Genomic DNA, 14,147 nt, shown 5'->3' on the forward strand with positions numbered 1-14,147 from the left:
GCAAGCACTCCTCGCGTTCGGGCGCACGCTTTTCTCGGCCCACGGCAGGTACGATCAGCGGGTCGCATCAATGCGCCACCCCCGCCGCCACGCTTTCGTCGACGAAGCGGCCCTCGCGGAACCGCTCAAGCCCGAATCCGGCGGTCAGCGGCCCGGGTTCGCCCTTGGCCACCAGTTCCGCCATGGCCCAGCCCGATCCGGGGATCGCCTTGAACCCGCCCGTGCCCCAGCCGCAATTGATGAAGCAGTTTCCAAGGGGCGTCTTCGACAGGATGGGAGAGCGGTCCCCGGTCATGTCGACGATCCCGCCCCATTGCCGCAACATCTTCAGCCGCGTGATGATCGGGAAGGTTTCGCAGAGCGCGCGCACGGTTTCCTCGATATGGTGAAAGCTGCCGCGCTGGGTGTAGTTGTTGAACCCGTCCGCGCCGCCACCGATCACCATCTCGCCCTTGTCGGACTGGCTCATATAGCCGTGCACGGTGTTGGCCATCACGACGACATCCATGCAGGGCTTGATCGGTTCGGACACCAGCGCCTGCAGCGCGACTGACTCGATGGGCAGCCGGAAACCCGCCATCTCGGCCAGAACGCCGGAATGCCCGGCAACCACGATGGCAAGCTTGCCGCAGCCGATGGTGCCCTTCGTCGTCTCCACGCCCGTCACCTGCCCGCCGGTCTGGCGGATCGCCGTCACCTCACATTGCTGGAGGATATCCATCCCCATGTCGGAACAGGCCCGCGCATAGCCCCACGCCACTGCATCGTGCCGGGCCGTCCCGCCGCGGGGCTGCCACAGCGCGCCCAGAACCGGATAGCGCGGCCCGTCGATATTGATGATCGGCACGATCTCTTTCACCCGCTGCGCATCGACATATTCGGTCGGGATGCCCTGGAGTACATTGGCATGGGCCGTCCGCTTCCAGCCGCGTACCTCATGTTCCGTCTGCGCCAGCATCAGAACGCCGCGGGGGCTGAACATGACGTTGTAATTCAGATCCTGGCTGAGCGTCTCATACAGGCTCCGCGCCTTCTCATAGATCGCGGCCGAAGGGTCCTGCAGGTAGTTGGACCGGATGATCGTGGTGTTCCGCCCGGTGTTGCCACCGCCAAGCCAGCCCTTCTCGATCACCGCGACATTGCGAATCCCGAACCGGCGCCCAAGGTAATAGGCCGTCGCAAGACCGTGCCCGCCGGCGCCCACCACGATCACATCGTAGTGAGACTTCGGCGCGGGAGAGCGCCACGCCCGGGCCCATCCGCTGTGATAGCGGGCGGCTTCGCGGGCGATGGCAAAGGCGGAATAACGTCTGGTGGCCACGAACGACTCCCCTTGGATTGAAGGCCCGGCAGGCTCCTTAATGCCGGGTCAGCGGGTTTTCACTCTGCCCGACAGCGGCATCACATCAAAAGAACGCGACATGGGCGGCGGGGGCAAGGGGCCATTGGCGCTTTCCCCTTTCGCAATGGGCCCACGCGTAATAGAGCGGCGGTCACAACGAAGGAGGGGGAGCGCATGATATTCACGCTCGTCGCAATCGGCCTTGCCGCGGTGATCGCGGCCCTGCTGACACTGACGCTGATCCGCGGCCGGAGCGGCGATGAGCCGGCGGCCGCCTATGACCTGCGCGTCTATCGCGAACAGTTGCAGGAGGTCGAACGCGATCTTGCCCGCGGCGTGATCACCGAGGACGAGGCCGCGCGTATCCGCACCGAAGTCTCCCGCCGGGTGTTGGAGGCCGACCGCAAGCTGAAGGCGCAGCAAAACGGCGGAAAGGCACCGCAGATGACCAGCCTTGTTGCCGGAACGGTCGTGCTGACCGCGCTGATCGGCGGCACCTGGATCGTCTATACCGGCACCGGCATGCCGGGTTACGCTGACCAACCGCTGAAACAGCGGATGGCAGAGGCGGCCCATCTGCGGGAAACCCGCCCCTCACAGGCCCGGGCGGAGGCAGAGGCCCCGCCGATCCCCGGGATCGATCCGCCCAGCCCCGAACATCTGGAACTGGTGGAAAAGCTGCGCGCCGTCGTGGCAGAGCGGCAGGACGACCTGCGCGGGTTCCTGCTTCTGGCCCGGAACGAGGCGGCGCTTGGCAATTTCGCCGCCGCCCACAAGGCACAGGCTCGCGCCATCGAGCTCAAGAACGGCCGCGCGACCGCCGAAGACTATGCCACCCAGGCCGACATGATGGTCCTTGCCGCGGGTGGCTATGTCTCTCCAGAGGCCGAGACGGTCCTTGAACGGGCGCTGAACCGCAACCCGCGGGAAGGCATCGCCCTCTATTACTGGGGCCTGATGCATATCCAGACCGGCCGCCCCGACATCGCCTTCCGTGTCTGGCGGGAACTGCTGTCGATCTCGGGGCCAGACGACCCGTGGCTCACGCCCGTCCGCCGGGAGATACGAGAACTCGCCTGGTACGCCGGCGACAATGACTACCAATTGCCCCCCCTGCCCGGCGCGGGTGCTGTTCGCGGCCCCTCGGCCGAAGACATGGCCAATGCCGCCGAAATGACCCCCGAACAGCGGCAGGAGATGATCTCGAACATGGTCGCCAACCTGTCCGACCGGCTGGCCCGCGAAGGCGGCGGCCCGCGCGAATGGGCGCAACTGATCAACGCGCTGGGCGTGCTTGGCGACACCGATCAGGCGGGCCGTATCTGGGCCGAGGCGAAACAGGTCTTCGCCGCCAAGCCCGAGGCGCTGGCGACGGTCCGGGCAGCGGCGCAATCGGCGGGCGTGGCCGAGTGAGCGTTGCCGACAGCCCGGAAGAGTTCGCCACCGCCCTGCCCGCGGGGCGCGCGCTGATCGGCCTCGACTTCGGGGAAAAGACCATCGGCGTTGCGGTCTCCGATACGCTCTGGTCGGTGGCCACGCCGCTGGAGACGATCCGGCGGAAGAAATTCACCCTTGATGCCGCCCGTGTTCTGGACATCGCCGATCACCGCAGCGCCGGTGGCCTCGTCCTCGGCCTGCCCCGCAATATGGATGGCAGCGAAGGTCCCCGCTGCCAGTCCACCCGCGCCTTTGCCCGTAACCTCTCCCGCCTCACGGACCTGCCCATCGGCTTTTGGGATGAGCGCCTGTCCACCGTCGCCGCCGAACGCGCGCTGCTGGAGGCCGACACCTCGCGTCGGCGCCGGGCAGAGGTCATTGACCACGTGGCCGCCGGCTATATCCTTCAGGGCATGCTGGACCGGCTCCGCCATCTGAGACCTCCCCTATGACAACACCTGCCATCGAGACCCCCTGTGTCCAGATCTGCAATGTCGACCGTGAAAGCCGGCTTTGCATCGGTTGCCTGCGCTCCATCGATGAAATCGCCGCATGGACGCGGATGAGCCCCGAAGAGCGCCGCCGGGTGATGGACGATCTTCCCGGCCGCAGCCTGCCCCAACGCTGACGGCCTGCGCCCGCCTGCCCCTTCTTCTTGGCCCAAATACCCCTATGCGGCTGCCCGCAACCGGCTCAGGTCGCGGGGATCAGAGCCCCAGCGCCTTCCGCAGCATGTTGCCGGCCACGACAATCGCAAAGAACGCAAACACCCGCCGCAGCGGTTTCGGGTCCAGCCGATGGGCAAGGCGCGCCCCCAAAGGCGCAGTCAGCAGCGTCATCGCGATGACAACGGCGAAGGCCGGAAGGTTGACCGCCCCAAGGGTAACGGGCGGCCGCACCGCGTCGGGGATCGTGACCAGCGTGAAGCTCAGAACCGACGGCACGGCGATCAGAACGCCGAAACCCGCCGCCGTCGCCACCGCCTTGTGGATCGGCTTGCCGTACAATGTCATCAGCGGCACGCCGAACATGCCCCCCCCCGATCCCCATCAGAACGGCCAGAAAGCCCACGGTCATCGAAATTGCCAGCCGCGGCAGGCCCACGGGCATCGCATCGCCGAAGCGCCAGTCCTGCCGCCCAAAAGCCAGGTAGAGCCCCGCGCCGACCCCCAGAACACCGAATATCCCCTGCAGGACCACCGACCGCAGCATGGCCGCCACCAGAACGCCGATAACAGCCCCGATCGCGATACCGGGCGCCCAGCCCCGCAGAACCGCCCAGTCCACCGCCCCCTTGCGATTGTGGGACAGCACGGACCGGACAGAGGTGACGATAATCGTGGCCAGCGACGTGGCAAGGCAGACCTGCATCAGCTGCGGGCTGTCATAGCCCAGCGCCGAAAACGCATAGAAGAAGGCCGGGACAAGGATCAGCCCGCCGCCGACGCCCAAAAGCCCGGCAAGCAGACCGGCAAAGGCCCCGATGGCCAGCAACATCGCCAGAAGCGAAAGCAGAAGGGGGATGTCGGGCATGCGGGCGCTCCCGTAATTCGGATGCCCGCCCTATAGCCACCCCAGACTGCGGGGACCAGCGCGATCAGGCCGCCCGCGGCAGTTGGGCCAGGGCGTCGTCCAGGACCTCCAGCCCCGCCTGCGGGCGCGTCGCCCCTTCGGAAAGAACCCGCCGCCACGCCCGCGCCCCCGGCTGACCGGAAAACAGCCCCAGCATATGGCGCGTGACCGAATGCAGCCGCCCGCCGCCGGCCAGATGGCGGGCGATATAGGGCTTCATCTCTTCGGCGACCTGCCGCGCGGTCTTGCGCCCCGGCTGGCCAAAGATCACCTCGTCCGCGCCCAGCAGGATCTCTGCGGGGTCGTTATAGGCCGCGCGCCCGATCATCACCCCGTCCATCCCTGCGGCAAGCTGGGCCTGTGCTTCGGGCAGGGATTCGATCCCCCCGTTAATCGACAGATGCAGGTCGGGGAAGTCCCGTTTCATCGCATGCACAAGCGCATAGTCCAACGGCGGAACGTCCCGGTTTTCCTTCGGGCTCAGCCCCTGCAGCCATGCCTTTCGGGCGTGGATCGTGAACCGCGTCACGCCAGCGGCCCGCACGGTCTGCAGAATGGCGGGCAAGACCTCGGCCGGGTCCTGATCGTCCACGCCGATCCGGCATTTCACCGTCACCTCGACCGAACCCGCCGCGCGCATCGCGGCCACGCAGTCGGCCACCAGGTCCGGCGTCTTCATCAGAACCGCGCCGAACGTCCCCGATTGAACGCGGTCCGACGGGCAGCCGACATTCAGGTTGACCTCGTCATATCCTTCCTCGCAACACATGCGGGTGGCTTCGGCAAGCTCTGCCGGATCGGACCCGCCAAGTTGCACGGCCACCGGATGCTCAGCCACATCAAAGGCCAGCAAATGCCGCGCCTGACCCCGCACAAGCGCCGGCGCCGTGACCATCTCGGTATAAAGCAGCGTGTGCGCGCTCATGAGCCGATGGAAATAGCGGCAATGGCGGTCCGTCCAATCCATCATCGGGGCCACGCTGAGGCGGCTGTTGTAACTCAAGTGGAACTGTTCCCGTTCATCAGTCACTGAAGGGGCGCTTTCGTGTTGGATCACCGCAGCAAAGCGGCCTGAAAGGGTTCGGGGGACACGCGGCTGGACACGCGCTGTGCCCCATCGCTGGCTCGCTGCGAAGCGCAGCCCCCCGATATCGGTCCAAAAGCGACATACGAAAACTGGAACAAGATGGCGAGTGCGGATTCGCCGCCCACCGCAAAACCGATGCGGTCGGATCGCTGAAGTTGCGCGTCTTGAGGCAGCCAAGCAGCCGCTTGGCATTCAAGCTCCCCGGCGGGCTCATTGATGCTATCGTGCCGCCATGGGGGCGGTCACTTCTCTTTTCCTGCGCAAGGTCGTTCTGGCCGCCGGCAACCGGGTGGACGGGCCGGCGCTGCTGCGCTCGGTCGGGCTTGACCCCGACGCCGACATCGACCCGTCAACCATGATCTCAGACACGGCCTATTACGGAATGCTGGAACAGATCGCGGCGGGCCTTGGCGATGCCACAGACTTCCCGCTGCATGTCGGGGCCAGCATGATATGCGACGACTACGGCGCCTTTGGCCTTGCGTGGAAAACCGCGCCAACGCTGAGGGACTCCTTTGCCCGGGCAGAACGCTACTGGCGGCTCCTGACCAGCGTGTCAGAGCATGAGGTCCGCTGGGCGGGGGACGATGCGTGGTTCTTCCTGCACCGGGCGGGCACCCGCAGGCTTGGGATGAGGCTGTCCAACGAAGCCACGCTGGCCAGTGTCATGTCGCTGATCCGGCAGGTCTCCGAAGCGCCCATCACCGCGGTCGAGGTCCATTTCAGACACCCGGCGCCCCCGACACTCACGGCCCATGAACGCTATTTCGGCTGCCCCGCCATTTTCGGGTCCGACCGGGATGCGCTTCTGCTTCCCGGCGCTGTGCTGTCGCGGCCCAACCGGCAGGGCGACACGGGGATCACGCGGTTCCTGCTGCAGCATCTGGATGCGGAGCTGGACAAACTCGGCACCGACCGCAGCCTCGGCCAGACGGTGCGGGGGGCGATTGCGCAGGCGCTGAGCGCGGGCGTGCCGAAAGCGGCCGAGGTCGCCGCGCGACTGGGGATCAGCGAACGGACGCTGCAGCGCCGTCTGGGCGAAGAGGGCCTTTCCTTCCAGAAACTGGTGGACGAGGCGCGGCGCGAACTGGCCGAGGGCCTGTTGGCGGAACGCGACTATGCGCTGGCCGAGATCGCCTTCCTGACCGGGTTTTCCGGACAAAGCGCGTTCACCCGCGCCTTCCGTCGTTGGCGGAACGAAACGCCGGCCGCCTACCGGGCCGCGCAAAAGGGCTGACAGGGTTGATCCGGCGCGTGGGATCAAAGACTTGGCGGGCCGGGTCAATCCACAGGCCGCCGTCGCGCGCATACTGGCTGTATCACGCGAACCAAGGGAGACACGCGATGCAGACCCAACCCATTCTCGTCATCGGCGCAACCGGCAAGACCGGATCGCGCATCGCCGACCGGCTGACCCGGCAGGGCCACACCGTGCGCCGGGGCTCTCGCCGGGCAGATATTCCGTTCGACTGGGAGGATACGACCACATGGGCACCCGCGCTGCAGGGCGTCTCCGCCGCCTATATCTCCTACTTCCCCGATCTCGCCTTTCCCGGCGCCGTGGAAAAGGTGGCGGCCCTGTGCGCGGTGGCGCAGCGCGCGGATGTTGGGCACCTGGTGCTGCTATCGGGCCGCGGTGAGCACCACGCACGGCAGGGCGAAGAGGTCGTGCGCGCCTCGGGGCTCGACTTCACGCTCCTCCGTGCGGCGTGGTTCGCGCAGAACTTCAGCGAAGGCTATTTGCGCGAGCAGGTGCTGAACGGCGTGATCGCGATGCCCGGTGGCGATGTGACGGAACCCATCATCGATGTCGATGACATCGCCGATGTCGCGGTCGCCGCGCTGACTGAGCCCGGCCATTCCGGCCAACTTTATGAACTGACCGGCCCGCGGCTGCTAAGTTTCGCCGAGATGGCCGCCGAGCTGTCAAAGGCCACCGGCCGGCCAATTCGCCATGTGCCCATTACCTTCGATGAATTCCACGACGGGCTGGTGCAGGTTGGCGGCGCGTTCGTCGCCGATGTCTTTACCGCCATCGCCCGAGAAACGCTGGACGGGCGCAACGCCCATCTTGCCGACGGGGTGGAACGCGCCCTTGGTCGGCCGCCGCGAGACTTTGCCGATTTCGCCCGGCGCGTCGCAATCGCCGGCACATGGACCGCCGCCGCCTGACCCCTTCGACAAAAGGACATCCCATGACCCTGACACGTTTTCAGAAGATCGCACTTGGCATTTCCGGCATCACGGCCTTCGGCATCGGCGCTGCCATCCTGACCGCGCCGCACGCCTTCTATGCCGGCTATGGCATCGCACTTGGAACCGAGCCCAGCCTGCTTAGCGAGTTGCGCGCCCCGGCCGCCAGTCTGGCAGCCTTCGGCCTGCTCATGCTCGCCGGGATCGTGCGCCAAGGCTTTGCGCCCGTATCGATGGCCGTGGCGCTGACGGTGTTTCTGGCCTTCCCCGCGGGGCGTCTGGTCGGCGTGCTCGTCGATGGCATCCCCTCGGCCGGGCTTCTCGGCGCGCTGGCCGTCGAACTGGGGATCGCAGGGCTGTGCCTTGTGGCCTTTCGCCCCCGACCTGCAACACTGGCAAAAGGTGGCAGACGGGTCACTGCCCCGTGATGCCGCGCCGCTGCAATGGGCGGCCCCCACCGCCCCTGAAAGACCGGTATCACGTGCATTGAAACACCGACTTTGCACCTATTGTGCGGAAAGATCGCCTCCGGAAAGTCCACCTTGGCACGCGAACTTTGCCTACCGCGCGAAAACGTCTTGATTGCCGAACACGACTGGCTGACCGGGCATTATTCCGATCAGATGGTGTCGATCCCCGACTATGTGCGCTGCGCATCGAAACTGCGGGCAATCATGGGGCCCCATGTCGTCTCTTTGCTGAATGCAGGCGTCTCGGTGGTACTGGATTTTCCGGCAAATACGGTCGAGACCCGCCGCTGGATGCGCGGCATCCTCGACCGGACGACGGCGTCGCACGTCCTCCACCTGCTGGACGTCCCCGATGAAGTCTGCATGGACAGGTTGCGCGCCCGCAATGCGCGGGGCGATCACCCCTTTGATGTGACCGAGGCGCAATTCCGGCAAATCAACGTTCACTTCGCCCCGCCGTCACCGGATGAAGGCTTCGTCATCCTGGCGCATGGGTAGCGGAGTGTCTGGCCCGTGTCGGCCCGCGCCACGCCTTCAGGACGTTCCGCTTGTCCTGTCACCAGTTCGCGGCATCGTGCAGTCGGCACAAGTCCCTGCAACCCTGTCGCGTGCCGGAACCCGTGCCATGACCTTTTCGAGGGTATCGAGGTCCAGCGCAGCCTCGGCGGCAAATGTGCCGGCATAAGCAAGCTGCTCCTGCTTCAGTTCATAGCAGGTCGCGCCCTTGATATCGACCAGCGTCGCGTGCATTCCGGATTCGCTAAATGCCGCGTGGCGTTTCAGGAAGAACTCGCCGCAACACATGCCGACATAGCTTTCCACGCCGCGGCCCCGCATGTCGTCCAGCGTCTCGACGAGATGTTCGTAGTTGAGGATGGTCAGAACCTCCATGTTGCGTTCCCGCCCCATCCGGTAGGTTTCCCCAACGTCGCACCGCCCGCATTCCACGCAGTCTGTATCGTGACGCCATGTGCACCACGCGGGTTTCGCGCAATAGGGCACCAGCATCACCTCGGCACGCTCCAGCGCCGCGAGCGTATTGTCAGAGGGCCCCGCGAGCATCACGGCAGAGGTCTCTTCGGCCGAAAGCCCAAGGTCGGACCGAAGCCGATGCTTGGACACCGCGGTTTGAACAAGGGCCACGAGGTCGTTCGCCGTAAACCCAACCATGTCCGGCGCGATATCGGCCAGCAGCCCGGCTGCGATTTCCGGCAGGTCGTCCATACGCTGCCCGACCAAGCCCTGGGCGAGGCGCTGCAAACTGTCCGGCGGTGTGATATGTCCGTCCGTGGCAAAGCGCAGGTCCGACACGATCACCCCGTCCACATCCAGCAAAAGCCTCAGCGTCGCGCCCGCGGTCTTGTCCAGCGTCTCGAAACCGGCCGGACCCGCAGACCATGGGCGCTCGACCGGACCTGCCGTACTCTTCGAAACCTCGCCGGCCACCGCCAGCGGGACGCCAAGGTGCGACTGCGCCGCGGCAAGCAGGGCCGCCTGCACGTCGCCGGCATCGGGCACGGCGCCGAGGAGGTCTTCAAGCGACGTCATCCGGTCCCGCGCCTGTTCCAGCCCCGTTCGCGTCAGCTTTTCGGTCGGCACCAGAAGCGCCTGCAACGTCGTTTCCAGATCGAGGGACACGATCAGATTGGCGTAAAGCAGCGCCGATGCCCCCTCCTCTGCCATAAACACGGCGCCGATCTTGCGGCCATCGGCCGTTTCCAGATCGTTCGGGGGTTTGAGCGCGGTAGCGATCCCCAGCCGATCAAGCGCGCCGGCGACGATCCCCGCCCCGGTTTCCAGACGCTGGGCAAGACAACGCCCAAGACGGGCGGCAGGAACGACAAGGCTCATGCCCTGATGCCCGGCGTCAACAAACAGCGCCCCGCCGCTCGTGACCCGGCGACTGACATCGATCCCGGCGCCGATGCAGTAGTCTTGCCTGACCTCATGTTCGAAAGCCTGATGACAGCCGATGCTGACCGCGGGCATCACGCGATGAAAAAGCACCCGGTCGCCCCCACATCCGGCGGCATGGTCGGCCAACGCCGCACGCTCCCACGCCGCAATGGATGCGGCAGAGGTCAGGCTGACCGGTCCCTTTTCAGACAAGCGCGTTCTCCAGTCTTCTGCTCACGAACACTGTCAGAAGGCGGGAGCGTTCTGTCAATGACACGCATCTGGAGACCCACGCTTGCGCGGCCGGTGCCATCGCTCCCTTTTGGCGGTCATGGCGCTTGATGGCGCCAAAGATGCTGTGCCCCGCCGCGACCATCCGGCAGTGTCACGGACGTGTTACGAAGACCCTGCAAAAAAGTCAGGTAACAAATATGAGTCGAAGAATGCGGATTTCCCTTCTGGTTGCCCTTGCGCTGACGGCCACGCCCTCGCTTTCTGGCGAGGTTCCCGAAGGCGACGCGGACTATGGGCGAGAGTTGTTCTCGGTCCTCTGCGTGTCCTGCCACAACGAAGACGCCAGGGGGGACGAACGTGCGCCGGACATTCGCGGCGCGACCATCGCCGCGATCCGGCGGGGAACCTCTGGCATGGACTCGATGCAGGATTTCGGTTTCGACGAGGAACAGGTCCTCGCCATGCGCGCCTATCTCGCGCTTCTGGCGGACTAGGCCACCCGTTCCCGTCGAACGCGCCACCGGGGCACTATAAAGCGGAGCCCTCCGCCGGAAGGCTCCGCCATCAGGATCGCCCGATTAATCCCAGTTCAGCCGGATGTCGTGGCTGTAGCGGTACTCCACTGGCAGGGTCGGGGCCGTGGCCTCATCGATGTAGGCGTGAACGCTGGTCAGCGGCGTGACCGTCGCATCGCGGCCAAAGAGAAAACTCTGCTCGGCGACGATGACCCGATAGGCCTTGTTCAGCGTCAGCGCCCGCCCGACAGAAGGGGCGAGAAGGTCGTAGACCGTCTTGCCCGCCATCCGGTCATGGGCGACCGTGCCGTCGGGGGCGAACCACCGTGAGATCATTTCCTTATTGGCCCGGAACTCATCACCCCCGCCGACACGTTCAAGATAGGTCGCGATCTCGCCCTGGTCTTCGCCAAGGTTCGGCACATCGGTCATGGAATGCAGGTCGATATAGCCCCAGCCATCGGCCCCTTTCATCTTGCGGGGAAAGGCCCAGGTCTGGTCGATATTCGCGCCAACCGTGGCGTGACAGCCGCGGCAGAAGAACAGCTCCTCATTCGTCTGGCGGCGAAGCTGTCCATCGGCATCCTCGATCCATGCCAGCATGGTCCAGCCATAGCCGTTGTCCATACCCTTGGGCCCGAGGTCGATGTAGCGCGGCAGGTTCTCGTCGATCTTTTCCTGCCGTTCATTGCCATAGCGGCTGGCAAGCTCCGGGATGGTCAGCTGCCGGGTCTTGACCATATAGCGAAGCTCTTTCATCCGGCGGGCCGGCACGATCGCCTCGCCGTCGATGCCGACATAACGGACCGCGTGCAGGAACTCCGTCCCTTCGGGGTAAGTCATGCGCACCACGGCCTCTTCCGACGCGGCGCCAAGATAGGTGCCGCGCCGGGCCATCCGGCGGCTCATGCCGATCTTGCCATCGCCGTCGATATCGGTGCCGATCTGTGCCTCGTCCACCTCGGGAAGCGTGACCGTGTCGACGTCCTGAAAGGCCATTTCCAGAAGCGCGAGATTGGCGAAATACAGATCCCGCGAGGCGGTGCCATCAGCGAAGGTATAGAAGCGCGCGGGCAGGCGGATCTGAACGTCATCGGTCGACCCGTTGGTCGGCCAGAAGGTCGAAGGCTGCGGCTTGTAGTTGAAGGCCACCCACCATGACCCGTCTTTCGCCAGCCCATCATCGTCAAAGGCATGGGCCGCGTCTTCGTAGCCCGACAGATCCGGAACCCAGCCGGGAAAGCCGGCCGCCGTCAGTCGCGTTTCAAGGTCGGAATAGTTGTCGCCGTCGATCCAGTCGAGAATCTCCTGGTCCGAAATCGCGGACACCTCGGCCGAGCGGTCGATGAAAAGATTCGTCCAGTGATTGGTCATCCCCGCTTCGGAAAAGGCGTATTCCGACTGCAGGTCGCCGTCCTGCATGAAGTTCGGCCGGGTCTTGTCGTCGTTGTTCTGGTGGCAGACGTAGCAGGGGTTATAGCGCGCCTCGATCCGGGTATAGCACATGGCCGTCACCGGGGCCTCGGGGTTGTAGCGCCGACCGGCCGCAGCCAGTTCGACCGACCCCGGTCGCAGGCGCATGATGTCTGCGGTATCGGCGGTCGTCAGGTCCTGCGCAAAGATAGGGGCGGCAAGGCCGGCCAGAAGCGTGGACGCTGCAATCAGCGACGGAACGACGGCGCGCGGGATGCGATTGGGCATACGTTACTCCAGAACTGTGGGGGACGCTTCGGGCTGGGATCAGGGCGCGCGCGCGGATGGCGGCGCATGATCCGGCTGGCTGGAGGCGTTGAGGGGGAAAGGGGCGGCACGTTCGCCGCCCCTTCTTGCTGTATCGGGCTTGAACGGCGCGATTACATCGCGGCCGAGGCCTGCCACAGCCAGAACATGTTGTTCTCGTGCTTGCCGGTGTCTTCCCCGATGATCACGTCGCCGTTGTCCAGAACCACCAGGTTGTCGGGGTTCGAGATGTTGTCGAGCGCGCAGGAGTTGGCCTCGGCATTCTTGTCGTAGGGGCCGCCCACGACAGCGGGGTTCATCGCGGTGATGTTGTAGGAGGCGTCCATCGGCATCTGGTAGACGATACCGCACTTGTTCTCTTCAAGCTGAACGTCGCCCTTGCCGTCGGACATGGTCTTGGCGATTTCCGACATGGCCATGTAGGCGAACATGTGGCCGGCTTCCAGCGCGTTGAAGTTGACGTTCACGCCTTCCATCTTGCGGAACTCGGCCGAGGCGCCCTTGGCAGCGGCAGCCTTGCGGCTTTCAAGGAACGCAGCACGGTCGTCGGCGGCATCGCCGGCGGCCCAGGCCGCGATATCGGCATCGGAGATGTAGGAGGACTCGCCCTCCTTGTAGTCTTCCATGGTGATGCCGTCATAGTCGGCGATCCAGCCGGCGATGTCGGATTCGGTGCCGTGGGCCAGCTCGACCCAATCGACGTCAAAGCCGTTGTCGGCGCGCTGGGTCACCTTGGCAGCGTAGAGCGTACCGGCCGACAGGTCGCCCGCGGTGTCGGCGATGAACTTGTAGAAGACCACGCCCGTGCCGTCATCGGAGAGGTAGACGGTTTTCTGGTCGGGCATCACGACCGAGTTTTCGTGGCTGAAGCGGCCCAGGGCGAACCGCTTGACCGGGGTGGCGGAGCCGGCGGGATCGGTGATCTCGACGATATAGCCATAGCGGTACGGGTTCGGGTACTTGCCCAGGTAGTCGGCCAGGCCCGCAACGTCAGAGATGTACTTGTACCCGGCGTTGTTCCAGTCAGCGGTCTCGTCGAAGTAGAGTTCTTCGGAGGTCAGCGGATTGCCCCAGGGGCTCAGCGTGCCGAAACAGTTCACCCAAGTGCCCTCGACCGACATGAAGTCGAGCATCTTGGCGTCGTTCTCATCCACGCTGTAGGTGCCGTCGGCAGCGCGGGAAAGCTTCACGCGGGACATGCCGCCGGGGCGGTTTTCCCAGTTGGTGAAGAGGTAGCCTTCGTTTTCGCCGGTCGGCACGAAGGCGTTGAAGTCGGGATCGTTGGAGACGAACAGTTCACCGTCGACGCCGACGATCGAGCCGATCGTGCCGAAGTCGCCTTCCTGCACGAGGATCTGGTAGTCGCCCATCGACGAGGTGACCATGTTCTTCGCGTCGCCTTCCGGAACCGGCAGGGCATCGGCGTAGAAATTGGCGTTGGCGATCACGCCGACGGTGGCCTTGGCCCACTCGTTGCCGAGGTCGTCAGCGGGGTGCTGGACGTTGAAGAACATGTCATCGCCGTTGATGAACATGCCGGTGACTTCACCACCGACGGTGACAGCGCCGAGGCGGGTCAGGTTCTCGGCAAACGCGGGCGCGGTCAGCGCCGTGGTCACGAGAACCGCGGAAAGGAACTTGGTCTTCATGGGGTAATTTCC

Annotated in this window: 13 protein-coding genes and 1 pseudogene; 8 read left to right on the forward strand and 6 right to left on the reverse strand. The window is 65.2% G+C overall.

The genetic code is table 11. From position 1 onward, the window contains the following. Window positions 1-67: 67 nt before the first annotated feature. Window positions 68-1,321, reverse strand: a complete 1,254-nt coding sequence (locus tag RGUI_RS07050; RefSeq protein ID WP_081532400.1) for a sarcosine oxidase subunit beta family protein — start codon at window positions 1,319-1,321, stop codon at window positions 68-70. A 195-nt stretch (window positions 1,322-1,516) separates the two neighbouring features. Here RGUI_RS07050 and ccmI point away from each other — a divergent pair, with 195 nt between their 5' ends. Genes ccmI through RGUI_RS07065 form a run of 3 tightly spaced genes read left to right on the forward strand, consistent with a single transcriptional unit; the run spans window position 1,517 to window position 3,407 of the window. Next, window positions 1,517-2,755 carry a c-type cytochrome biogenesis protein CcmI gene (gene ccmI / locus RGUI_RS07055; RefSeq protein ID WP_081532401.1) on the forward strand — a complete coding sequence of 413 codons (1,239 nt, stop codon included), beginning with the start codon at window positions 1,517-1,519 and terminating at the stop codon, window positions 2,753-2,755. After that, window positions 2,752-3,231 (forward strand): Holliday junction resolvase RuvX, encoded by a 480-nt coding sequence (ruvX, locus tag RGUI_RS07060; RefSeq protein ID WP_081532402.1) that lies wholly within the window; start codon window positions 2,752-2,754, stop codon window positions 3,229-3,231. The genes ccmI and ruvX overlap by 4 nt, the downstream gene beginning before the upstream one ends. Continuing rightward, window positions 3,228-3,407 (forward strand): DUF1289 domain-containing protein, encoded by a 180-nt coding sequence (locus tag RGUI_RS07065; protein WP_081532403.1) that lies wholly within the window; start codon window positions 3,228-3,230, stop codon window positions 3,405-3,407. The genes ruvX and RGUI_RS07065 overlap by 4 nt, the downstream gene beginning before the upstream one ends. Window positions 3,408-3,486: 79 nt before the next feature. On the opposite strand, the pseudogene RGUI_RS07070 reads toward RGUI_RS07065, so the two are convergent. Continuing rightward, window positions 3,487-4,312 (reverse strand): annotated as a pseudogene (locus RGUI_RS07070) (sulfite exporter TauE/SafE family protein). Between the two features lie 64 nt (window positions 4,313-4,376). Beyond that, complete coding sequence (gene dusA / locus RGUI_RS07075; RefSeq protein WP_256387880.1) at window positions 4,377-5,381, reverse strand: tRNA dihydrouridine(20/20a) synthase DusA; 1,005 nt, start codon at window positions 5,379-5,381, stop codon at window positions 4,377-4,379. 289 nt (window positions 5,382-5,670) lie between these two features. Between dusA and RGUI_RS07080 the strand changes: the two genes are divergently transcribed. The 4 genes from RGUI_RS07080 (at window position 5,671) to RGUI_RS07095 (ending at window position 8,599) form a co-directional block, all read left to right on the forward strand. Next, on the forward strand, window positions 5,671-6,675 hold the full coding sequence (locus tag RGUI_RS07080) for an AraC family transcriptional regulator (protein ID WP_081532405.1): 1,005 nt from the start codon (window positions 5,671-5,673) through the stop codon (window positions 6,673-6,675). Window positions 6,676-6,782: 107 nt separating this feature from the next. Beyond that, the gene (locus tag RGUI_RS07085; protein WP_081532406.1) at window positions 6,783-7,610 is read left to right on the forward strand and encodes an NAD(P)H-binding protein; all 828 of its coding nucleotides are present in this window, start codon (window positions 6,783-6,785) and stop codon (window positions 7,608-7,610) included. Between the two features lie 23 nt (window positions 7,611-7,633). Further along, window positions 7,634-8,059, forward strand: a complete 426-nt coding sequence (locus RGUI_RS07090) for a DUF4345 domain-containing protein (RefSeq protein ID WP_081532407.1) — start codon at window positions 7,634-7,636, stop codon at window positions 8,057-8,059. 81 nt (window positions 8,060-8,140) lie between these two features. Continuing rightward, window positions 8,141-8,599, forward strand: coding sequence for an ATP-binding protein (locus tag RGUI_RS07095; RefSeq protein ID WP_253798966.1), 459 nt, complete (start codon window positions 8,141-8,143; stop codon window positions 8,597-8,599). Between the two features lie 36 nt (window positions 8,600-8,635). Here the strand turns inward: RGUI_RS07095 and RGUI_RS07100 are convergent, their stop codons facing one another. Next, entirely contained in the window at window positions 8,636-10,210 is a 1,575-nt protein-coding gene (locus tag RGUI_RS07100; protein WP_081532409.1) for a DUF116 domain-containing protein, read from the reverse strand. Window positions 10,211-10,440: 230 nt separating this feature from the next. Here RGUI_RS07100 and RGUI_RS07105 point away from each other — a divergent pair, with 230 nt between their 5' ends. Next, on the forward strand, window positions 10,441-10,725 hold the full coding sequence (locus RGUI_RS07105; RefSeq protein WP_081532410.1) for a c-type cytochrome: 285 nt from the start codon (window positions 10,441-10,443) through the stop codon (window positions 10,723-10,725). 84 nt (window positions 10,726-10,809) lie between these two features. Here RGUI_RS07105 and RGUI_RS07110 read toward each other — a convergent pair whose 3' ends face one another. Beyond that, window positions 10,810-12,447, reverse strand: a complete 1,638-nt coding sequence (locus tag RGUI_RS07110) for a hypothetical protein (protein ID WP_081532411.1) — start codon at window positions 12,445-12,447, stop codon at window positions 10,810-10,812. A 152-nt stretch (window positions 12,448-12,599) separates the two neighbouring features. Continuing rightward, window positions 12,600-14,135 (reverse strand): alkaline phosphatase PhoX, encoded by a 1,536-nt coding sequence (locus RGUI_RS07115; RefSeq protein ID WP_081532412.1) that lies wholly within the window; start codon window positions 14,133-14,135, stop codon window positions 12,600-12,602. Between the last annotated feature and the right edge of the window lie 12 nt (window positions 14,136-14,147).

The organism is Rhodovulum sp. P5, from assembly GCF_002079305.1.
In the GTDB taxonomy this organism is placed as follows: Bacteria; Pseudomonadota; Alphaproteobacteria; order Rhodobacterales; family Rhodobacteraceae; genus Rhodovulum.

Excerpts from the sequence above, each read along its gene's own strand:
- ccmI (WP_081532401.1), top strand. The coding sequence starts at position 1,517 with ATGATATTCACGCTCGTCGCAATCGGCCTTGCCGCGGTGATCGCGGCC.
- RGUI_RS07065 (WP_081532403.1), top strand. The coding sequence starts at position 3,228 with ATGACAACACCTGCCATCGAGACCCCCTGTGTCCAGATCTGCAATGTC.
- RGUI_RS07080 (WP_081532405.1), top strand. The coding sequence starts at position 5,671 with ATGGGGGCGGTCACTTCTCTTTTCCTGCGCAAGGTCGTTCTGGCCGCC.
- RGUI_RS07085 (WP_081532406.1), top strand. The coding sequence starts at position 6,783 with ATGCAGACCCAACCCATTCTCGTCATCGGCGCAACCGGCAAGACCGGA.
- RGUI_RS07090 (WP_081532407.1), top strand. The coding sequence starts at position 7,634 with ATGACCCTGACACGTTTTCAGAAGATCGCACTTGGCATTTCCGGCATC.
- RGUI_RS07105 (WP_081532410.1), top strand. The coding sequence starts at position 10,441 with ATGCGGATTTCCCTTCTGGTTGCCCTTGCGCTGACGGCCACGCCCTCG.
- RGUI_RS07110 (WP_081532411.1), bottom strand. The coding sequence starts at position 12,447 with ATGCCCAATCGCATCCCGCGCGCCGTCGTTCCGTCGCTGATTGCAGCG.
- RGUI_RS07115 (WP_081532412.1), bottom strand. The coding sequence starts at position 14,135 with ATGAAGACCAAGTTCCTTTCCGCGGTTCTCGTGACCACGGCGCTGACC.